Raw genomic sequence first — 21,343 nt, forward strand, 5'->3', positions numbered from 1 at the left:
CCGCTGCAGAGATCAGTCATATGACCCCTCCTTAGCGCCGCTCGAAGGGGTATGAAGCTCGCTGAAATTGCGGGATCGTCGACGTAACTAAGGTGCACGCCCCAGTACGTTATGGTCGAGCTGCGTGCCCCTGTCTGGTGCAGATGGGACGGACCCGACGAGAGGAAGCAACGATGCCCGCGAACCGCGACCAACTCGAGGCGATCGCGCTGAGGATCGCCCCGCCGCAGGCGAAGGTCGATCACCTCGGCACCGGCGGATATGCGTGCACGTTCCGCATCACAGCCGGCGCCGACGTCTTCGCGCTGAAGATCATCGACCCGGAAACCGCCGACGTCTCCCGCGTCGAGCGTGAACTGGGGGCCCTCCAGCGCGTCGATCACCGTGCCGTGGTGAAGTTCCGTGAAGTGGGCGAGTACACGTTCGGGGACACGACCTACCAGTGGATCGCGATGGACTTCGTCGAGGGGCACACCCTCCGGCAAGCCCTCGACGGGGGCCAAGTGTTCAGCTCGGTCGAAGCGGTGACCCTGCTGCGGAACCTCGTCGAAGGCGCGGCTGCCATCTGGGGAGAGCAGACCGCACATCGCGATCTCGGCCCGCGGAACATCATGCTCCAGGCTGACGGCACACCCGTCATCGTCGACCTCGGGCTCGCGAAACATGTCGACGACGAAACCATGACCGCGCTTCCGACGCCGGGAACACCCGGGTGGATGAGCCCGGAGCAGGTCGGAAGCAGCCCGACGCACGGTGACTGGCGCAGCGACCAGTTCGTGCTCGGCTCCATCGGCTACCTCCTGTTGACCGGCGTCGCCCCCTTCCACTCCCGGAACATCATGGAGTGCTGGCTCGCCCCGGCCACCGTCACGCCGCGGAGCATCCGATCCATCGATCCGAACATCCCAGTCAGCGTTGCTGACGTGGTCGAGCGGATGATGAACCGTCAGCCGCACCGCCGCTACCTAAAGGTGGCCGAATTGCTCGCCGATCTCGAGCGCGCCATCCAGGCCCTCGCCGACGCCGAGGACGATGGGGACGCGCCCGCGGAGTATTACCTGACGATCGGGACCCGCAAGACTTGGGCCGCAAACGGCTTCCTGAACGAGCTCACCCCGGACGGCGCGATCGTCGACGCGCAGGCTGGAAGCCGCGTCTCCGAGTTCGGTGATGCTAGCCAGGAGGCAGGCGGGTACTTCATCTCGGACCCGTCGACGTGGTTCGCACGGAGCCCGGAACAGTATCGACCCGCTGCGTTCACGAAGCTGCCTTACGGGACCGGGCCAGCACTCACTGGTTTCTCATCCGACGACGACCGGCGGAAATGGTGCAAGGTCGTCTGGGACGCTCAGATCGCCGAAGTTCCCGATGTGATTCTGACGCCGTACTTCTACGCAGGTGAAGGCGAGCTGAACTGGGTGCGGGAGTCGCTGGCATGCGCACAGGTCTATGCAGACTTCGCAGGTCAGCGATCGCAGGCACCGGAGGTCTGGACGTCGGTGCTGATCCACGCGAACTGGCTTTCGAACCCGCAGGCCCGTGACCGGCTACTGACCTTGCTGACCGGGCAACCGATGGAGCGGCTCTACCTCCTCGTGCACACCGGGCAGCTCTCATTCGGACCGCTCGGAGATGTGGGAGCCCTCACTGGGTTCCGGGACCTTTTCGAAGTGATGCGTGACGCAGGCGTCCCGGTAGTGGCGGGGAAACGTGCGAGCAGCGGGCTGTTGCTGCTCGCGCTCGGCGCCGCCGGCTGGGGGACGGGGATCTCCGCGAATCTGATGAATTCCGCCCCCCACCCAGAGGAGGAGCAGCGCGGCGGCCCGCCTGCCGACCGGGTGTATGTGCCGCGGTTGCTGAATCAGATCACCACGCCGGCCTACGTCCTGATGCGGAACACCGCCCCTCACCTCGTGGAGCTTGGAACCGGCCCAGGCAACGCACTTCTCGCACAGAACGCGAATCTGGAGTCGCTGACCACGGGCCAGCGGATTCTGCTGAACCAGCACAACCAGATTGCGCAGCGCGCTCGAGCGTCGGAGCTTTCAGGCCTTCCGGCCGGCCAGCGGATCTCCAGGATGCGCGACTGGGTGACAGAGGCTAGCGAGGCGTACCGAGAATTGCCACCGTCGCGTCAGCTCAGCGACGGCTCCGGGTTCCTCGCAGCCTGGGACGCGGCGCTTAGCTGACGACCATGTTCCGTGCGGGTGAGCCCGCCCGGCGTCCGTCGATACGTCGGCTGGCCGCGAGCACCTGCTCGGAGGCCAGCCGGCGGCGACCCGGAGTCGCGAGGGAACGACCGGCCGGCTCGACGACCTCGTCGCACGAATCTTGGTGGACGGCCAAGAATCCGACGCCGAGCTCTCGCGCCCGTCCCATCGTTCGGGCAGTCACACGCGAAGCTGGCACCGCGAGGTAGGCGACCTCGGCGAACAACCGGTAAGAATGCGCCTGAGCGAACCCGCGCTCGGACGGGCGAAGTTTTAACTCCACGGCTACGAGCTGGTCGAACGGGTCACGAGGCTGCCTGCGAGCCCGGTACCCAGTCACAGTCACCGTCAACATGCTCGACGCTAGTAGCGGCCGCACCGCTCGCCGCGACAGATCGGCATATGAGCCAGGCGCCCACTCACGGAGTTCATCCTCCGTACGGGTCACTCGGCAAAACTCCAAGAGCGCAAGCTGGACGGGGTCGGTGATCGGATCAGCCTGCCGTCGACGGTTGCGCAGCTGCTGCTTCGCCCCGACACCAGCGACGATGTCGGGAATGCCGTACCCGACTTCAACCTCCTCAGCGATGCACGAACCTCCGTAGGTGTGAAGCCACTTCGCGACAGGGGCAGCCAGCTCGGCTTCGCTCGTGAACATTTGCCCTCCTACGGCGCTGGTACGCGCTAGTCCTGACGGTAACACAGGGGATCCGAGCCGTCTGCTGAGCCTCCGACGGCGGGTCTGGTGCAGCAGTCGACGAACGCATCTGGTTCACCGAACGGTCCCTGCGGGTCAGCTCAACCCGCCCTGGCGAGACATGCGGCGAATTCGCGAGTGATCCGCCACTCCTCTCCGGATTACATGCGCGGACCGTGCTCTTACTGGGTTCGTCCGGACCGTCAGCCTTGGAGCTCGGGGCGTTACCGCAGCGGGCGTCCAGTGACATCGACTAGTTGCCGCTGTTGACCAGACAGCCGGGTCCGTCGGAACAGCAGCAGGTATCGGGCGCGGCCGTTGCTGAACGATTCGAGTTTGAACTTCGTCGCACCGCGCGAACTCAGCAGGGTGAGTTCCGTGAGATCGCCCACACCCTGGGCGGGCATCTGGCTGAGCAGGTGGAACAAGGGCATCTCCGGCGTGATCCGGTCGGACGGCAGCATCCCCTGCAGTGGTCCGTGTCGGCGATCGAACGCTTCGGAGGTCGCGCATTGGCCGGCGAACACCGGGATGTGGACGCCGCCGCGATGCCTCTGCTCGAACAGGCCGGTCGTGAGCAACGCCAGCGGTCGGCCGCTGTGCTCCACATATTGCCGGATGGTCGCGGCGGCGCTGGCTCCGTACTCGGCGGCCAGCGCCAGCGGTGTCGCAATACCAGGGGCGTCGCTGTCGGCTTGGGTGTTGAAGCGGCCGGCACCGAACATCAGTTCGCCGGCGAACGCGTTCGCCTCCCGCTCGAACGTAGCCTTGGTCGTCGGCGAGAGGGTTCCACGGTCGTCCAGATGGAAGGACTCCTCCTGCCAGGGGAGCACGAAATGCCCGATCTCATGAGCGGTTGTGAACCGCTTCTGCCGGTCCGTCTGGTCGGGGTCGACGTAGATCGTCTTCTGCTTCACCGAGAGCATGCCGAGCAGCTTTGAACGAGTTCGGAGCTTCGCCATCGCCCGCAGAAGTGCTGGGGGCGGGTCTGCTCCCAGGTCGAACAGATCCGCCTGACGAAGCTTCACGGCTTCGGCAACCCGTTCCAACGGAACAAAGGAATCATCCGTCGCGTCAGCGGCAATCAGCGCACCACGAGCGTGCTTGCGAATGTCGATGAGACTGTCGAGGCGCTCGAAGTGCATTTGGAGTGGTTCTATCTTCTCGACTTCAGGAAATCAATGTACTGGATGACAGCAGAGGTTTCCTCTTCGTCCAAGTCTTCCAACGAGCGCAGCGGAAAGCCGTTCAAGGACTCCTCTCGTTTGGACGCCTCAGTTGATCGAATCGTGTGCCCGGCGCGCTCGAGAAGTTCTCCGTAGTCGATGCCGTAGGCGACGGCAAGAAGGTGCAGGATTCGAGGAGATGGTTGCTTGACGTTCCCAGCTTCGATCTGACTGAGGTAGCCGTTAGTCACGGACTTCTCAGTGGCTTGCTCGACGCCACGCAATGTCATCCCCGACGCCTTCCGGGCGTCTCTTAAATACTTGCCGAGCGCGACTGGATCGACTTGATCTGGGTTTATTCGCTTGTCGGTCATACATTCAGTGTGCGCCGTTCTGCTTACTTTGGCAAGCAGAGGTTGTTTGGGGTATGCAAGGTCTGCTATGCTTGATATAGAAAGCACGCTTGACCCTGGTCAAGCAAAACGGCCCAGGTGCGCTGCAACGCATCCTGGGCCGGGGCAACACCCTCCTGCGCCGACCGGCGCGGGAGTCCCAGACATCAGTCGGGGGAGTGCGGCATTTCCTTGAGGGGAATGTGGCGACTTTACCAGAGTGATGTCCGAGCCCCTGGAAGGGGAACATCATGACCGTCGCCATCGACGACACCGCTAAGAAGCCCGCCCCGAAGCTCGTGCAGGTCATCTTCAACAAGACGAAGACGATCGAGTTGCCGAAGGGCAAGCTCACGGGCCTGGAGATCAAGCAGCACGCCATCAACCAGGGCGTTCAGATCCAGCTGAGCTACGTCCTGTTCCTCATCAAGAACAAGAACCACCGGCAGGTGATCGGTGACACCGACGTGGTCACCATTCGCGAAGGGCTCGAGTTCGCAGCCGTCACTGACGACGACAACTCGTGAGGCCGGCCATGGCAATCACCGACGAGATCACGACCGCGCTCAACGAGCTGCGGGCAACCTTCCCGGACTCCTCGATCGTCGTCGCGGAGACCGGAGATGGCGGCGCCTGGGTGAGGGTCGAGCCCGTCCCCACCGGCGACGCATTCATTCAGGAGCAGACTTGGGTCGCGTTCCAGGTTCCGTACACCTACCCCGACGCGGACATCTACCCGCACTTCGTGCGGCCCGATCTTGCCCGAAAGGACGGTGCACACCTCGGCGAGGGCATGCAGCAGCCGGTCGGGTTCTGGACCCACGGCGCGGAGATGGGGACGCAGCTCTCGCGCCGCACGCCTGAGATAAACGGGAACACCAACACCGCGGCAGGCAAGCTTCTGAAGGTACTCCGATGGCTGAGCGCACGATGACCTGGACGGTCCGGATGTCCGGCGAACACTGGGCGGAGCTCTCCGCCCAGCTGTTCCCGGGCGACCGGGACGAGCACGGTGCAGTCCTGCGATGCTCCATCGCCACCACCCCGACCGAGACCCGGGTACTGGTGCGCGAGGTGATCCCCGCGATCGACGGACTCCACTACCTGCCCGGGACGCGCGGATACCGGAAACTGGACGCCGGGTTCATCCTCGACACCGCCCTCGACTTCGCCGAAGACAAGTCGGTGTACCTCGCTGTGCACTGCCACGGTGGGAAGGACCGGGTGGCGTTCTCCGATGTGGACAACTCGTCCCACGAGCGTGGCTACCCGGGGCTGCTCGAACTGATCGGGGCGCCGATCGTCGGCGCCCTCGTGTTCGCCGAGAACGCAGTCGCCGGTGACCTCTGGCTGGCAGATGGTGGACGCGTCCCACTGGACCGGTTGATCATCACCGACCCTGTTCGGCGCGAACTCACGCCTACGCCGACGCGTGCCGCTCGTGCTGGCGAGGAGTACAACCGTCAGGCCCTGATGTTCGGCGACCGAGGCCAGGAGATCCTTGCACGCCAGAAGATCGCGATCGTGGGACTCGGCGGCGCCGGCTCGCTGATCAACGAGTTGCTCGCCCGCGCAGGTGTCGGGCAGCTCGTCTTGATCGACGACGACATCGTCGAACCGTCGAACCTGTCACGAATCGTCGGCGCTACCCGAGCCGACGCGCGCGCTTGGACGGTACGCGAGGACCATCCGAGTTGGCTCCGTCGACTGGGTCGGCGATTGGCGTCCAAGAAGGTTCACGTCGCCGAACGGGTCGCGCGGCAAGCTCACGCGAACATCCAGGTCGACGCCGTCGTGGGGACGGTTCAGGAGCCCCGGGTTGCCGCCCTGCTCCGTGACTGCGATCACATCTTCCTCGCCGCGGATAGTGCAACGGCACGGTTGGTCGTGAACGCGGTCGCGCACCAGTACCTGATCCCGGCCACCCAAGTCGGTGCGAAGATCACGGTCGACAAGGCCACCGGCACTGTCGAGGATGTGTTCGCTGTCAGCCGGCTGGTTATCCCAGGCCGCGGGTGTCTCCGCTGCAACGGCCTCATCTCACCAGATCGACTTCGGCAGGAAGCCACAGACCCGGAACAACTCCGACGTGAGAAATACGTCGAGGGTGAGACGATCCACGCCCCGAGCGTGATCACCCTCAACGCAGTCGCAACCAGCCACGCGGTAAACCAGTGGCTGATGTCGGTGACCGGGCTCGGAGTCGGGGGCGACGAGATCACCTGGATGTTCGCCGACGCCAGGACGGGTGAGTTCATCGTCGACGAACCTCGCAAGGATCCCGATTGCCGGTACTGCGGACCGGGTCGATACGGGCTCGGAGATTCGCGGCGGTTGCCGACGAAGCTGGGCTGATCACGACCGGGGCTCACGGGGAAGGACTGCTTCTTCAGTGAGCCTCGGCCTGGATCCTCGCTTCACGCAACCGCCAGCTAACGAGCCCAGATCATCTCAACGGTGCTGACGGAAAACAGCCCGAAGCCGGACCGGCAGCTCGTTAGGTTTGCAGGTGACTGCCTCGCCCTTACGGCGACCGCTCTTCGCGTGGCGGACTGTGATCGAATTCGCGACACTGCCCGGAACGGTTTCGACACAGGCCTCCAACTCGAGCTTGCCAGCCTCGGTGGCGAAGCAGGTCTGGTGGCCGGAGTGTGGAGACCGTCTGCTCCATACCGCATCCTTGCCGCCCTTGTAGCCCAGGGCGGCGTCGAGCTCGGCCATGGAGGCGAACCTCTTGGCCGGGTCGCGCGCCATCGCCGTCTCAACGATCCTGGCCAGCTTCACTGGGACGTGCGGTGCGACGTCGCGCAACCGGGGTGGCGGGCCGGCAACGACACCGGTGAGCACCTGCTCGGGGGAGCCGCCATAGTACGGTGCTTCTCCCGCGAGCATCCAGTACAGCGTCGCGCCGAGTGAGTACACATCGCTGACCACCGAGGCGGGCCGGTCATTCGCCGCGGACCACAGGCCCAGCGCGTGCGCCGCCACCTCTGGCGCGGTCGTCCCGGGAGCGCAACCCGTCACACCGGCGGTGCCATCGCTGTACAACCGTCGAGCGAAACCGAGATCGCCGACCTGCACTGCTCGAGCACCATCAAGGAACAGGTTCGCCGGCTTGACGTCGTTGTGGATGAGCTCGAGGTCATGCATTCGCGCGAGTCCTCGCGAGGCGTGCCGTGCCCACGAGCGTGCGTCAGAGACGCCGGTCCCGACAGCGGGCACGATCTGATCCGCGATCGTGCCGTGCTCCGCGATGCTCGTCACGATGTACGGCACACCTGACGCGAGATCTGCGTTGAGAACCGGCAACAAGTAGTGACCCGAGACCCGCTTGAGTAGCACCGCCTCCTTCCAAACCCCGACGCCCTCCGCAGAGGTCGGCAGGAGCTTCAGCGCTGCGGGTTCCCGGAGGTGGTGATCGAGGACCGCATACACAAAGCCTTGCCGGCCGCTTCCGAGCAGTCGTTGCACCTCGTACCGACGTTCAATACGAAAGCCCGGAGGCAGGCTATCGAGAGGTGGAAACGTCACACCTCCAGCGTAGAGAATGACACTCATGCGTGTCTTGGGCCTCGCGGTCGACTACAACAAGCGTCCGACCCTCCGTGCGGTGCTCCTCGACCGTTCCGAAGCGGATCAGAGTATCCATCTGGAAACAAAATTCGAGGTTCCCGCGTCCGACGGTGACGACCTCGCCACCCAACTGAACGAACTCGCGACGGCCATCAGTGCAAGAGTGAGTTCGCTCAAGCCCGACGCCGTGATCCTTCGACGAGCTGACCGTCCTGCCCGGCCGTCGAACCAGGATGGGCCTCGGTTTCGACTGATGGCAGAAGGTGCGGTTGTGAGTGCCGTCCGAGCAATCGTGCAGGACACGTTCGTGCGGAACGGAAAAGAGTGTGGGCAGGCGTTCGGCGCCGACAAAGCCGGCGTGGATGCAGCCGCGGCAAAGCACGTTACCGCCGCAATGGTGCCAGCATGCGCCGCAGCGTTGTCCGGTCTCGCTAAACTGCCTCAATAGAACCTATATTCGAAAACCCCGCCGAGATGGCTGACGAATCGCGAGCGGCATGACGATACTAAAGAGCATGGACATGATCTTCACCGAAGATATCTCCGAGGTGCAGGCCAGGCTGTACGCTGCCCAGCGCCATGCGGCGACGCTCGGCGGCGACGAACTGAAATCCGCTGCAGCCGCTGCTGGTGCGCTCGCCCAGTCAGGTGAGATGGAGTTAGTTGCCGCCGACAGTGCAGGGGAGCGGATCGTTGGCGCTGCAAGTCTGCTCTACGACTGCATCATCGCCGACACCACACGACGGCACGACGGGAGAGTCCTCTTGATCGTCGCAGGAATGATTGCTGGGCCTCACGGGATCGCCCGCACCGCAGAGATCGCGCGATCCGCCGGCGCCGCCGAAGTTCATGCTTGTCACCTGGGCGGCTGGGATGGCCCGATCCGCGGTTGTAGCACAGTACAGCTTCTTGAGAGCGTCAACGCGTTGACCTGATCCCTTGTTTGAGCGAGGCTGATTCAACTTCGAGAAAGTGCCGCCGCAAGGTTCGCCACCCCAGATGGCTATGCGGGCGCCAACACCGGCAGGCGGAGTGGTCGAGTTGAATCGCTCACCCGCCGGCACCAGCGCGAAGCGCGAGCCGCGTCCATCGAGAGTTCGCTGCGGCTGGGGCCGACGTGAGATGGAATGCCGAGCAGGCGGTGCACGGATGCACGCCGACCACTGCTCGGTCGCGGTGTTGGTCGCGCATCCGGGCTCGAACGGCGAGCAGCGCTCGACCGGCTGCGTGAAGGGACGGGAAGGGGACTTTCGGGCAGGTTGACACCACGGGCTCCATGTCGAAGAAACAGGAACGACCGCGGGTAGCGAACTCCCGAACTCTCGGCGTGAACGCCTAGGCAGCTATGACCTGCGGGGCGATGCTCACGGACCGATCGGCATCCCGGACAATTGCGAACTGCGATACTGGCGATCCGCTCGCCGAAGCGCAGCAAATCGCGGGCCATTCGAATGCGGAAGGCGCAGCACATCAAGGCAGTCGGCTGAGGCAAGTCTGGTGCGGGCTAGGTCGGGCAGACCATACTTCACCGCTTGGCGTGCGCCCTGCGACATGACTGTCGCGTTCGGCTCTGCGTACTGGAGCCCGCCGTGATCGTTAGCCGGATGCGGCCAGGAATTCTCGACTGCTGTCGGTGGTTGCAACCTATGATGGGTGCAACAAAAGTGCACACTCGAGTAGGGAGGCAGACGTGACCGACAGGCAGCGGATCACCGAAGACGAGGACGGTCCATACGGCGGCCTGCCCCCAGCCGACCGCACGCTCCTCCTCGACCCGCCGATTGAAGTGGCGATCATCGAGATCCAACACTCAACGAGCATCTCGACAATCACCGCTGAGGATGCCATCGCCATCCGGGATGAAGTCCAAACTGCGACTGAGACCGACTACCCAACCATTCAGCAGGCTGTCCGACAGCAGGTCCAGGTCACGGCGTCTGAAGAGCGCCCGCTCCACATCGAGGATGCGTTCCACGGTTGGCAGTTTGCAACGGCTGATGGCCGAAAAACCATCACTGTTGTGCCCGGAACGCTCGTGCTCCAAGTCACCGACTATGAGCGATGGAGGACCTCACTCCGCGAACCGCTCCAGGCCTTGCTCACCGCGATCATCGATCGTGTCGAACCTCAGCTCGTCCACCGAATCGGGCTCCGGTATGTCGACCGGCTCCGGGACGGCCGTGAGTCCATCGCTGACTGGCGGGGGCGGATCTCCGACAGCCTCCTAGGCCCGATTGGCAACGAGGTATTCGGGGACGCCGTTTCTACGGCGCAACAGCAGATTGAGATCGAGCTTGACTCTCATCGTCGAGCCATCCTCCGACACGGAACCTTGATGGACAGTGGGTCATTGGCTACTGATTACTTGATCGATATCGATGTTTTCGATCAGCGGACGACACGTTTCGACGCAGAAACCGTGCTCGCGACAGCGGTGCGGTTGAACCGAACCTCCGTCTCCCTGTTCCAAGCGTGCTTGGACCCGGCGTACTTCAAGACCTTGCGGAAAGGTGAATCAGAATGAGCGTCGCGCTCGCAGCTCGACCGGCCATCGTGGCGCCTGGGCGTACTGGCACGGTGTACGTCACCGGACGCGAATCGATTACTCACACATCAGTCGACACGACCGGCAGCGTCGATCCGCAGCTTCGGAACGGTTTCGAACAGTTCGCGGCCGCGCTCGACACAGTTCCGATCCTCCTTGACCTCGTGCTCGTCTCCCGGTCCACCCGAGGCGGATATCTCCGCGGGTCAACTTGGCCGGTCGGGCTTTCGTTCGCAGTCGATTCGCTGCTCCCGGCGGAGACCGCGGACGACCCGTCGACCTCCGGAGCCTCCGATGTCGTCGAGCTCGTCCGGTCACTCGAAGGCGAGCTCGGTCTGCCGCTTCGAGACGTGCTGATGGCAGCCGGAATCAAGAAGCGCACATTTCACTCCTGGGTTGGGAGCAAGTCACGAACGCCGCACCTCCAAAGCCAGGGACGGCTCTGGCTCCTTGCCGACGCCGTAGAAGACCTCCGCGAAACGCTCGATCAGCCGATCAAGAACTGGCTCCACGCTCGCCCTGAGCGACTTGCATTGCTGCGGGCAGGGGACTTCGATGCCCTCGTGGACGTATCCATCGAGCCCGCCCGAGGAGAGCAGTACCGACCGGCGTTCCGTGCCGGCGTTGCCGAAGAAGTCGACATGCCGGTCATCCGGACGAAGACCTCGAAACCGCTGGGAGGCGGGGACCGGAGGCGTCCGTGAACCTCGACAACCTTCTGCCTGAATGGACCGAGTCCGAAATCACGAGCCTGGAACCTTGGCGCCAAGGACACCTCGTGTGGGTCGAGCCGCTTCCGTGGCCGATCCCGGAGTACAAACCTGCTGATGCTGATGCTGATGCTGATGCTGATGCTGATGCTGATGCTGATGCTGATGCTGATGCTGATGCTGATGCTGATGCTGATGCTGATGCTGATGCTGATGCCAACGACGACGAGAGCGAAGCCGAAGAATCTGACTGGGCCGTTGACGGGCTCGAGCTCGTCGCCATCATCTCGCAGACATGCGACGTTGTGCTCACCGGCCCCGGGCAGCGCCATCCGTACGTGCAGGTCTGTCCGGTACGCGACGTGAGCGTGTTCCCACCCGAGAAGGTCGCACAGATCAAACGTGGCGAAGTCGTGGAATACGTGTATCTCACCAACCCGAACCTCGGTGGCCAGAACCTCGCGGTCGATCTTCGCGCCAGCATGCCGCTGAGCAAAACGGTTCTCGCGGGCGCGACTCCGGTCGTTGGCTTCGACAGCGAAGCCGAAGAGGTGGACCTCGCAGATCGTGCCGCCAGAAAGCTCATCCGCCCGGCCCTACACGATGCGTTGACTGCCGGTACCATACCCAACCTTCGCGCGCTCATCAGTCGTGCCAAGAAGAACAACGCTTGGCCGGACTCCATCGAACAGTTCCGGTTGATCATCCTTGAGGGGAGCCGGCTCGAGCCGAAGAGAATCCAGCTTCTTGTGCTGACCGACACCGAGGTCCCGGCGTCAGAACGACAACCGCTACGTGAATTCATCAAGGCTGAGAAGAAACCCCTCGCGAAGGCTGGCATACTCCTTGCGGGGGCCAGCTACGTGAGAGTCGACAGAGTCAACGTCGATAGGTACCGCTCGTCCGTCCCGATCGAGGTGCCCAGCCTGGAGCGTGGGACTTTCGCCTGATTCCCGCGCTCCGTGGCTCGAGTTGGCACCGGCAAACCGTGGTTCCGCAAGCACCACGTGCTATCCACCGGAGCGTGGTGTCCACGTCTCAAGGCGATCATCGCCTCAAAATGACCGGACCCTGTCGCCGAGGGTCACGCTGCTCTGCACAGTGGCTCGGCCAGAGGTGGATTCGGGCAGAAGAGGACTGAACCTACATCCACGATGTGGCGATGAGCGCCGTGCTGGGACTGGCAGTGCCTGCGCTCCTCGTGCTCGCCGTTGCAATGTTGCAGGCAGGCGCAACGTTCGTAGCTTGACCCCGCTGAGCGAAGGCCACTTCGGCTTCGCGCGACGGAATCGCGAGCGTCCCTAGCGACGCGGGCACCCGCACACCACTGGACGCAATCGTCGAGTTGAATCGCTCACCCGCCGGCACCAGCGCGAAGCGCGAGCCGCGTCCATCGAGAGTTCGCTGCGGCTGGGGCCGACGTGAGATGGAATGCCGAGCAGGCGGTGCACGGATGCACGCCGACCACTGCTCGGTCGCGGTGTTGGTCGCGCATCCGGGCTCGAACGGCGAGCAGCGCTCGACCGGCTGCGTGAAGGGACGGGAAGGGGACTTTCGGGCAGGTTGACACCACGGGCTCCATGTCGAAGAAACAGGAACGACCGCGGGTAACGACGCATACTTTGCCGCAATTGATGCGACATCAGCGTGCCCCAAGTCGTAACTCGCTGTCCGGCGGCGGGCCGTCGGAACTGATGCGAGCAATCTCAGTGCCCACGATGTTAGCGGGTCACGTCGGGATGAGCGAGGACAGTTGCTGACGGCGCATCGTTTCTCCATGTAGTCATTCCGATTCGGCGTTTCCGCGGCCGTTTCGGGGCTTCGCCCGTGCGACCGGGACGAGCTGAACAGGTGGCCGAAGCCCTCCGGTTGCGATTGGCTCAGCGGGCCTCTCGCCACCGACGGTGTCCGACACGCGCTCGACGAACTCGTCGCCGACACGGTGATGAGCTCACGCTCCGCCGCGCCGTAGGACGAGGGGGATCGGTGTATCGCGTCTGGCCCCAGTCCGGGGGTGATCGTGGGCCAACCGGTTCGGCAGCGTCATGGGCTCTCGTACGCTGGAGTTCTGCTCAGCTGGCGGGCCGCGGAACGGAGTCCGATCCCAAAGGGTGAGACGAGTTCCCCACCGCAGAAGCATCCCTTCGTGAATGTCACTTGCGAAGGAAGTACGTGGGATCGACGCGGCAGAGACATGCAGGGGCCCGGGTTCTGTACCGGGCCCCTGTGTCATGCCTGGACCCATAACTCGAATCGGCGCGTACCAAAGGCGTGTCAGTGCATCACAACGGTTGTGACGATTCGAGGCCTCAGCAGACATGCCTTCGCGCGGCCTGAGATCGAGCGAGGCTCCAACCTGGGACCACCGACATTCATCAACACCACGAGCAGGCACAAACTGCCGCGCGTTCACCCCTGGCGGGGGTGAAGCTTGCCAACGATGGGCGCTACCTGACTCCCTAGTTGTGTTGCAGATTCAATTCAAAGACGCCCCTGCGCCATGGCTATGGCATTGTGCCTACCGTGACTGATTACCAAGCCTCCGGCGTGATGAACGACCGAGTACGCCCCCGCGTGCTCCTCTGGGTCCAATCTGATGAAAGCCTGCCGAACTATGCCTGGGTCGCCGAGCGAGCGGGGACATACCGTCGTGTCCGGAAGCTCCGCGAGGTTGATCTGACGGAATGGGACGTAATCGTCACCGATGAGCCTCACGCATCAATCGCAACTTCGGAGTACGGAGGCCTGCGTAAGGCGGTCTGGGGACGTGTTCCCGATCGCCTCTACATCTTTCGGATCTTCTCATCGAATGCAGGCGGGAGCGGCCGATCGTACTTTGAGTTCAATCTCGACGAGGACGGCAGCGCGGCGACAGATCGAGCGCTGAAGCACAGTGCGGGTGTCGCCGGCCACAAAATGATGCGAGTGACGGCTCTCCCGGAACCGCTTCAAGATCTCGTGAAATCGAAGCTGCTGCCCGCCGTCGAGGAACGGCCGAATCAGTTCGGGATACTGGAGACCGCTGACGAGCTAGCGCCCGCGATCATCGACCTTCGCCCCTTCCTGATTGGCCCAACGGACGTAATCATCGCCGCGAGCTACCGGCGTCCAGGAGGAGGGGCGATCTGGCTGTTGCCCAACGATGCTCAGGACATTCCCGCATGGTTCGACGTCGCCATTACTGAATGGCACACGAACGATCCACGCACCTTTCCCAATGTCACGACTTGGCAGACGGACAGGGCTTGGGACACGGCCGAGGAACGTGTGGCACGGGAGAAGCTTCGCCTCATCGACGAGGAGTACGCGACTGTCGCCGCGGAGTACGAGAAGTCACGGGCGCAGGCTCAGCGCGCACTGACCGACGCGACCGCTCGTGCTGTCACCGGCCCCAAGTCGCTTCTAACGTCACAAGATGAGCCGCTGCAGAACGCGGTTTATGAGGCACTGGTCCACGTGGGATTCGCAGTTGACGACATGGATCAGATGTGGCCCGATCGCGAGCGTCGGGAAGACTTCCGAATCAGCGACCCGGATTCACCGGACTGGCTCGTGCTGGCTGATGCGACGGGGGTTGCCAAAGGAGCCCCGGGATCAAAGATCACGACAGTCTCGGGATATGTGACCAAATACGTACTCGACGAAAAGCCAGAAAAAGCCCCGGGCATCTGGATCATTGTCAATCGCCTCTTTCATCGTGATCCGAAGACGAGGGGAGCAATCTATCGTGATGACGACCTGGCTGTCCTGACCTCTCAGAACGGCCTGGCGATAGATTCGGCAGCGCTCTTCCTATTGATTCAACGAGTCGAATCGGGCTCACCACACGCGCACGCTGCGCGGTCCTGGCTCCGAGAGAGATTCGGTCAAGCCACCGTCGACGACGTCGAGGAGTGGCTCGCTGCAAACCTCTAAGAGGGTCCTCGCGCTGGCGAGCCTGAGCCCACCGGAGACCGAGTCTGGGATAGCGCCCTCGCAGCGCTCGTGGCGTGGAGGCTGAACCAAGAGAAGATCCCGCTGCCCGCGTGGGTAGACAATCCAGAGCGCACCCTTCCCGAACCGGTCGTCTTCCGAGCCGACCCGGCTGACCCCGCGCCCGAGCGCAAAGACGTCCCGGATGAATTCGCCAACCGTGGCCTGCTCGCCTAGGCCGACGCCTTCGCAAGCGTCTGAGCGCTGCCGCCCGCGACGCCTGACGTCTCCACGCACAGGATCAAATAGTTTGAACGACCGACTCGTCGCCAATTTGCGCCCGCGCAGAGCGATAACGGATCAACTGCAAACGAAAGGATCAGAAGCCCTGGAGGCTCACAGTTCTGCGGCTTTCCGACGATGAGGGGTGGATGCCACGTGGCATCCACCCCTCATTCGCGCTGGAGCGCAGGGGATTCGGCGCCCTAGGATTCGAGCATGGGTGCGTGGGGTACTGGTCCGTTCGAGAACGATGCGGCAGCCGATCTGCTCGCCGATCTGGCCGAAGGCGAGTTCGACTTCGACGAACTGCGCGAGGAAGCGGCATCCGGGTATCTCGAGGTCGATGCCGGACAGATCGTCCTTGCACTGGTCGAGCTCGTCACCGCCGTGGAGGAGGGGCGCCGCCCTGATGGGGTGTCGAACGCTTCGCTGGCGTTCGTCTCGGGATTCGATCCCGAAGCGCGAGCCGCCCTGCGCGAGCTTGGCGCCGCAGTCGTGTCCGGTTCCGACGATTCCGAGTTGTTCGAGCTCTGGGAGGAGAGCGGCGATCTCGACGAGTGGTTGGTTCCGTCCCGAGCAGCGCTCGAGAAGCTGAACTGAGTCGCCGCGGAGAGAGTCGCTTGCCCGAACATCGGGCCTGGGAAGCGGTCTCGCCGCGGGCGGGTGCGCTTCGGTCACGCCGGACATCGGCCGTGAAGCGCCGCTCAGCCGTCGCCCGTGCCACCGGCATCCGACGGCTGCCCGGGATGCCCGAGCTGCGCCGTGACCGCGCGGTCGACGTTGCCGTGGATGCGGTCCGTCCCGAGCCGCTCGAGCACCCCGTCGCGCGCGAGCGTGGCGCGCACGACCTGCTTCACCCGGGCGAGGCGGAGGGTGACTTCGGAATCCTTCGCGAGTTCGACGATGTCGCTGAACTTCGCGCATCCTTGAGAGTCGATGAAGTTGATGCCGCCGCAGTCGAGGACGATCCCGGTGAGGTCGGGCGTCGAGTGGATGATCTCGCGGATGCGGTCTTCGAGGGCGTCGGAGGTCGCGAAGAACAGGCCCCCGTCCATGCGGATCACGACGACCCCGGGCACGCGCTCGTCGGCGGGGTGCTCGTCGACGTCGCGGAACACCTGCGTGCCCGGCTCCCGCGCGAGGGTCGCGATGTTGGGGTGCGTGGCGACGCCGATGAGCCAGACGATCGACAGCCCGATGCCGATCATGACCCCGGCGAGCACACCGAACGCCAGCGTGCCGACGATGGCGGCGACGGCGATCCAGAAGTCGAACGGCTGCACGCGGGCGAGGCGCCGCATCTCGGGGACGTTGATCATGCCCATCACGACCGCCTCGATGATGAGCGCGGCGAGCACCGGCTTGGGCAGCCCGGAGAAGAGCGGCGCCAGGATCAGCAACGTCAGGAGCACGGTGACGCCGGACGTGATCGACGCCAGCCCCGTGCGGGCGCCGGAGTGGTCGTTGAGCGAACTAGCGGAGAGGCTCGTCGACACCGGCATGCCCTGGAAGAGGCCGGCGCCGGCGTTCGCCATGCCCTGCGCGATCGACTCCTGGTCGATGTCGACCTGGTAGCGGTGCTTGGCGGCGAACATCCTCGCGTCGCCGGCGGTCTGCGAGAAGCCGATCAGCACGAGCGCGACCGCCGCGATCCCGACCGTCGCCGCGTTGTCCCACATCAGGCCGAGGTCGGGCACGGTGAATGCCGGCAGCCCCCGCGGCACGTCGCCGACGAGCGCGACGCCGCGCTCGCCGAGATCGAGGAGCCACGATGCCAGCAGGCCGCCGACCACGAGCACCAGCGCGCCGGGCAGGCGGGGAGCGACCCGGCCGACGCCGAACACCACGACGAGCGAGACCGCGCCGACGATGAGCGTGGTCGGGTGCGTCTCGTCGAGGGTGCCGAACCACGACCACAGCTCCTGGATCGCGTTCGAGCCGCCCGACTCGGTGCCGGTGAGCTTCGGCAGCTCGGAGATGACGACGTCGACGGCGGCGCCGAACAGGAACCCGGTCACCACCGCCCGTGAGAGGAACTGGGCGATCCAGCCGGCTTTGAGCACGTACAGGAGCAGGAAGAGCACGCCGGAGGCGAGCGTGATGCCCGCGACGAACGACGCGATATCGGCCTGGTCGGTGAGGCCGGTCGCGATCACGGCGCTCGCGGCCACGGCGGCGAGGGCCGAGCTCGGGCCCATGGAGATCTGCCGGCTCGTGCCGAAGATCCCGTAGAGGAGCGCGCCCGCCGCGGCCGCGTAGAGCCCGTTCTGCAGCGGGATGCCGGCGATGCCCGCGTAGCCGAGGTTCTTCGGCACGATCAGCGCCGCGACCGTCACGCCGGCGATCAGGTCGCCGCGGAGCCAGCGGCGATCGTAGCGGCGGATCCAGCCCGCGATCGGTACCAGTCCGGCGGCCGTGCGCCGCCGGTTCCTGTCGCCCGTCGGACTCGCCATGCGCCCTCCCCGTTCGACGAAGTCTGGCACACGCGCGTCGCCCGGGCGAGGGTCGGATTCCCCGTGTCGGTCAGGCTCCGCCCACGGACTCGCGAGCCGCCCGGCGCAGCGCGGGCGACGGGTCGTCGGCCCAGCGGGCGAGCACGCCGTCGGCTCGGCGACGGGCGCCGGCACCGAGCCCGGCGACGAGCGGTCGCAGCACGTCGGCGATGAGCGGGTCGACGAGGGCGTCGACGGATGCCTCGCGCAGGAACCCCTCGATGCGGGTGAGGTCGCCGTTGCCGAGCATCCGCACGTTGCGTTGCAGCAGCACGATCGCGGCGAGGCGACGCTCGAAGACCGGCACCGACCAGAGCTCCGAGGCGAGCGCGGTGAGCGCATCGTGGTCGAGCCCACGGTAGCGGTTGCCAACGTCGCGGATGGTGCCGCGCACCGCGCCGACCGAGGCCCCGTAGGAGTCGAGCCCGAGGCGCTCGCGCACATCGTCGGCACGGTACTCGTCGCCCTCGTTCCGCAACGTGCGGTCGACGAAGTCGGCGGGTTCGGTCACCGTCCCATTCTCCGCGCTCGGCCGGGTCGTGCGTGCCTCTTGTCCACGGCCTCCGCCCGGTGGTAGGAACAGCGCATGGCAGAAACGGTGGATGTCTCCGGCTCCGCCGCGACGGGTGCGGCCAAGCGAGCGGCGCTCGCCGCGCTGATCGCGACGTGCGTGTCGGCGCTCGTGGTCAACGCGAACACGTCGGCGGTGTCGATCCTGATCCCGGCGATCTCAGCCGACACGGGAACGCCGACCGACACGCTGCAGTGGGCGGTCACGGGCTACTCGCTCGTGGGTGCGGCGGTGATCGTCACGTCGGGGTCGCTCGGCGACGTGTTCGGCCGGCGCCGCATCTTCTTCTGGGGCCTCGTGCTGTTCATCGCCTCGTGCGTGCTCATCGCGCTCTCGCAGGAGGGCATCGGGGTCATCGCGGGCCGATGCATCCAGGGTGCGGCCGGGGCGACGATCCTCGCCTGCGGCATGAGCCTCCTCTCCGCGGCGAACACCGGAAAGGAGCAGTTGCGTGCGGTCACGCTGTGGGGCGCGGCATCCGCGGTGGGCGCGGCCGCCGGCCCGCTCGTCGGCGGCCTGCTCGCCTCGACGCTCGGCTGGCAGGGCCTGTTCTGGATCGACGCCGCGATCGCCGCGGCGTGCATCCCGGTCACCCTCATCGGCGTCAAGGAGTCCTCCGACCCGTCGAAGCCGCGCTCGATCGACTTCGTCGGTTCGGTGCTCATCGCCGCGATCCTGGCGCCCCTCATCTTCGGCCTCACGAACGGCACCGCTTGGGGTTGGGTCTCATGGCAGACCCTCGGATGCTTCGCCATCACGGTCGCCGCAGCCATCGGCTTCGTCCTCGTCGAACGCAGGGTCGCCGCACCGCTGCTCGACCTGAAGCTCCTGCGCAACACGGTGCTCGTCGGCGCGACGCTCTCGATCCTGCTCGGCTCGGGCACCGTCAACGGCATCATGTACGTCGTCAGCCTCTACTTCCAGAGCCCGGCCGCGCTCCAGATGGACTCCTTCCAGGCGGGGCTCGCGACGCTCCCCGTCGCGGCCGCCGCGGTCGTGATCGCACCGCTCATCACGCCCATCGTGGGTCGCATCGGCGTCCGCGTGACGATCGTGCTCGGCTTCGTGATCATGTCGGTCTCGTTCGCGGTGCTCGCGTTCGTGACCGAGTCGTGGGGGTACAGCCTGTTCGTGCTGCCGCTCATCGGCGTCGCCGCGGGCATGAGCCTGCAGAACGGCCCGTGCTCGTCGCTGTCGACCTCGAGCGTCGAGCCGCGCGAGGTCGGGGCCGCATCGGGCGTGTCGAACATGGCGCGATATGTGGGCGCCGCGGTGATGACGGCGATCGTCGCGTCGGTCTACAGCGGGGTCGACACCCGACAGCTCGCCGACGGCGCCTCGGATTCCGCAGCCCTCGCGCAGGCGTTCTCCTGGGCGTCGATCTCGATGGGCATCTGGTGCGTGCTCGGCATCGGGCTCGTGTTCCTCGTCGCGCGTCGCGTGCGCCGCAACTCGGGGCAGTTCGAGGCCGTCGCGGCCGCGGCGTCGTTCTCGCACACGATCGTGCCGCCCGAACCGGTCGCGGCGGAGACGCGGGGCGGCGACACGCGCTGACCGTCCGCTCGTCGCCGGACACCCCGGACCGAATCGGAGGCGACGCTCGCCCGCGCGGAAAGAGGCTCGAGTCGTGCGACCCGTCAGTCCATCTCGGGCCCCGGCGCCTCGCCCGTGTACGCCGCGTACGTGCGGTCGGCCGCACCCTTCGCGACGTCGGCGGCGACGCCGTCGCGCTCGTGCGCGGCAGCCCACGCGTCGGCCGAGCGGCGCATGAACGACCTGCCCTCGTCGCTCGCGACCCAGGCGGCCGCCTCGTCGGGCGCGATGCCGTCGTCGCCCCCGGCGAAGTGCAGGGCGAGGCCGAGCAGCCCCTGGTCCCAGCCGATGCCGGTCGCCGAGGGGCCGAACTGCTCCCACATCCCGTCGGGCAGGCTCGCCGCCGTGGCGACATTCTCGAGCTCGAGACGCGTGTGCGCGGCATCCACCTCGACGAGGCGCACGTTCACGACGGCCGGTTCGCCCGCGCCCATGCCCCACGTGACCGAGTAGCCGGCCGCGCCGTCGCGCGGCGGCTCGCAACTGCGGATCTCGCCGCCCGCGTTGCCTTCGAACTGGTAGTGGCCGCCGAGGCGGAGGTCGCCCGAGATCGGCAGGAACCAGCGAGGGATGCGTTCGGCGCTCGTCACCGCGTCCCAGACGTCGTCGATGGGGGAGGGGTAGGTCTGGGTGAGCTGCTGCACGTACGTGCGCTCGCCGTCGACCTCCTTCGTCTCGATGCTGCGCGTGACGGCGTCGAGCTGGGCGTTCACGTCGGCCATGTCGATACTCCTTCGTTCACTCGTCGTGCGTTTCGGTGCCGGCCTCGTGGTGCGGCGATGTCGTCGACGAGGATGCCTCGGGCGAGGGATCTTCGACGGGTGCCGCCTCGGCGGCCTTGCGTTGCGCGAGCCGGCCGCGGGCGAGCTCGGTGCCGAGGGCGTCGAGCTTCGGCTGCCAGAACCGGCGGAAGCCGTCGAACCAGGCGTCGGCCTGCGCGAGCGGTGCGGGGTCGACGGCGTACAGCCGACGCGCCCCCTCGGGGCGCACGGTGACGAACCCCGACTCCCGCAGCACGCGCAGGTGCTGCGAGACCGCGGGCTGCGAGATGCCGAACTCGGGCTGGATCACTCCGCCGACCTCGCCTGCTGAGGTCTCGCCATCGGCGATCAGCTCGAGGATGCGGCGGCGAACCGGATCTCCGAGGACATCGAGCGCGTGCATGGGGCCATATTTGCATCGCTACTTATATAAGTCAAG

20 protein-coding genes are annotated in these 21,343 nt (G+C 65.5%); 12 read left to right on the plus strand and 8 right to left on the minus strand.

The genetic code is table 11. From position 1 onward, the window contains the following. The first annotated feature begins 173 nt into the window (after positions 1-173). Complete coding sequence (locus tag ACFVTH_RS11150; protein WP_387090500.1) at positions 174-2,189, plus strand: serine/threonine protein kinase; 2,016 nt, start codon at positions 174-176, stop codon at positions 2,187-2,189. On the opposite strand, the gene ACFVTH_RS11155 is transcribed toward ACFVTH_RS11150, so the two are convergent. From ACFVTH_RS11155 to ACFVTH_RS11165, 3 genes are all read right to left on the minus strand, one after another. Further along, positions 2,182-2,868 carry a hypothetical protein gene (locus ACFVTH_RS11155; RefSeq protein WP_387090502.1) on the minus strand — a complete coding sequence of 229 codons (687 nt, stop codon included), beginning with the start codon at positions 2,866-2,868 and terminating at the stop codon, positions 2,182-2,184. The two genes, ACFVTH_RS11150 and ACFVTH_RS11155, sit on opposite strands and share 8 nt — an antisense overlap. Before the next feature lie 263 nt (positions 2,869-3,131). Beyond that, entirely contained in the window at positions 3,132-4,052 is a 921-nt protein-coding gene (locus ACFVTH_RS11160; RefSeq protein WP_387090505.1) for an ImmA/IrrE family metallo-endopeptidase, read from the minus strand. Positions 4,053-4,063: 11 nt separating this feature from the next. Next, positions 4,064-4,447 (minus strand): helix-turn-helix domain-containing protein, encoded by a 384-nt coding sequence (locus ACFVTH_RS11165; RefSeq protein ID WP_387090508.1) that lies wholly within the window; start codon positions 4,445-4,447, stop codon positions 4,064-4,066. 269 nt (positions 4,448-4,716) lie between these two features. Between ACFVTH_RS11165 and ACFVTH_RS11170 the strand changes: the two genes are divergently transcribed. From ACFVTH_RS11170 to ACFVTH_RS11180, 3 genes are read left to right on the plus strand one after another with little or no spacing between them, the layout of a single operon-like run. Beyond that, positions 4,717-4,992, plus strand: a complete 276-nt coding sequence (locus tag ACFVTH_RS11170) for a multiubiquitin domain-containing protein (RefSeq protein WP_387090511.1) — start codon at positions 4,717-4,719, stop codon at positions 4,990-4,992. An 8-nt stretch (positions 4,993-5,000) separates the two neighbouring features. Further along, entirely contained in the window at positions 5,001-5,399 is a 399-nt protein-coding gene (locus ACFVTH_RS11175) for a hypothetical protein (protein ID WP_387090513.1), read from the plus strand. Next, positions 5,381-6,820 (plus strand): HesA/MoeB/ThiF family protein, encoded by a 1,440-nt coding sequence (locus ACFVTH_RS11180; protein ID WP_387090516.1) that lies wholly within the window; start codon positions 5,381-5,383, stop codon positions 6,818-6,820. Before ACFVTH_RS11175 ends, ACFVTH_RS11180 begins: the two co-directional genes overlap by 19 nt. A 96-nt stretch (positions 6,821-6,916) precedes the next feature. Here ACFVTH_RS11180 and ACFVTH_RS11185 read toward each other — a convergent pair whose 3' ends face one another. Continuing rightward, positions 6,917-7,996, minus strand: a complete 1,080-nt coding sequence (locus ACFVTH_RS11185; protein WP_387090518.1) for a serine/threonine-protein kinase — start codon at positions 7,994-7,996, stop codon at positions 6,917-6,919. 25 nt (positions 7,997-8,021) lie between these two features. Between ACFVTH_RS11185 and ACFVTH_RS11190 the strand changes: the two genes are divergently transcribed. The 7 genes from ACFVTH_RS11190 (at position 8,022) to ACFVTH_RS11220 (ending at position 16,087) form a co-directional block, all read left to right on the plus strand. Next, complete coding sequence (locus tag ACFVTH_RS11190) at positions 8,022-8,486, plus strand: hypothetical protein (protein WP_387090520.1); 465 nt, start codon at positions 8,022-8,024, stop codon at positions 8,484-8,486. 67 nt (positions 8,487-8,553) lie between these two features. Next, on the plus strand, positions 8,554-8,973 hold the full coding sequence (locus ACFVTH_RS11195; protein WP_387090522.1) for a hypothetical protein: 420 nt from the start codon (positions 8,554-8,556) through the stop codon (positions 8,971-8,973). Positions 8,974-9,728: 755 nt separating this feature from the next. Beyond that, complete coding sequence (locus ACFVTH_RS11200; protein WP_387090524.1) at positions 9,729-10,562, plus strand: TIGR04255 family protein; 834 nt, start codon at positions 9,729-9,731, stop codon at positions 10,560-10,562. Beyond that, on the plus strand, positions 10,559-11,287 hold the full coding sequence (locus tag ACFVTH_RS11205; RefSeq protein ID WP_387090526.1) for a hypothetical protein: 729 nt from the start codon (positions 10,559-10,561) through the stop codon (positions 11,285-11,287). Before ACFVTH_RS11200 ends, ACFVTH_RS11205 begins: the two co-directional genes overlap by 4 nt. Further along, positions 11,284-12,243 carry a hypothetical protein gene (locus tag ACFVTH_RS11210; protein ID WP_387090528.1) on the plus strand — a complete coding sequence of 320 codons (960 nt, stop codon included), beginning with the start codon at positions 11,284-11,286 and terminating at the stop codon, positions 12,241-12,243. The genes ACFVTH_RS11205 and ACFVTH_RS11210 overlap by 4 nt, the downstream gene beginning before the upstream one ends. Positions 12,244-13,816: 1,573 nt before the next feature. Continuing rightward, the gene (locus ACFVTH_RS11215; RefSeq protein WP_387090530.1) at positions 13,817-15,208 is read left to right on the plus strand and encodes a hypothetical protein; all 1,392 of its coding nucleotides are present in this window, start codon (positions 13,817-13,819) and stop codon (positions 15,206-15,208) included. 495 nt (positions 15,209-15,703) lie between these two features. After that, on the plus strand, positions 15,704-16,087 hold the full coding sequence (locus ACFVTH_RS11220) for a DUF4259 domain-containing protein (RefSeq protein WP_387090533.1): 384 nt from the start codon (positions 15,704-15,706) through the stop codon (positions 16,085-16,087). Positions 16,088-16,191: 104 nt separating this feature from the next. On the opposite strand, the gene ACFVTH_RS11225 is transcribed toward ACFVTH_RS11220, so the two are convergent. Then, complete coding sequence (locus ACFVTH_RS11225; protein ID WP_387090536.1) at positions 16,192-17,940, minus strand: SulP family inorganic anion transporter; 1,749 nt, start codon at positions 17,938-17,940, stop codon at positions 16,192-16,194. A 70-nt stretch (positions 17,941-18,010) separates the two neighbouring features. Next, complete coding sequence (locus ACFVTH_RS11230; RefSeq protein ID WP_387090538.1) at positions 18,011-18,490, minus strand: DNA alkylation repair protein; 480 nt, start codon at positions 18,488-18,490, stop codon at positions 18,011-18,013. A gap of 75 nt (positions 18,491-18,565) precedes the next feature. On the opposite strand from ACFVTH_RS11230, the gene ACFVTH_RS11235 reads away from it, so the two are divergent. Beyond that, positions 18,566-20,104, plus strand: a complete 1,539-nt coding sequence (locus ACFVTH_RS11235; protein ID WP_387090541.1) for an MFS transporter — start codon at positions 18,566-18,568, stop codon at positions 20,102-20,104. 83 nt (positions 20,105-20,187) lie between these two features. On the opposite strand, the gene ACFVTH_RS11240 is transcribed toward ACFVTH_RS11235, so the two are convergent. Further along, a complete protein-coding gene (locus tag ACFVTH_RS11240; protein WP_387090544.1) occupies positions 20,188-20,865 on the minus strand; it encodes an SRPBCC domain-containing protein in 678 nt (225 codons plus the stop codon). 16 nt (positions 20,866-20,881) lie between these two features. Next, positions 20,882-21,307 (minus strand): ArsR/SmtB family transcription factor, encoded by a 426-nt coding sequence (locus ACFVTH_RS11245; RefSeq protein WP_387090547.1) that lies wholly within the window; start codon positions 21,305-21,307, stop codon positions 20,882-20,884. Positions 21,308-21,343: the final 36 nt, after the last annotated feature.

The organism is Agromyces sp. NPDC058104 (genome assembly GCF_042884835.1).
Classification (GTDB): Bacteria; Actinomycetota; Actinomycetes; order Actinomycetales; family Microbacteriaceae; genus Agromyces.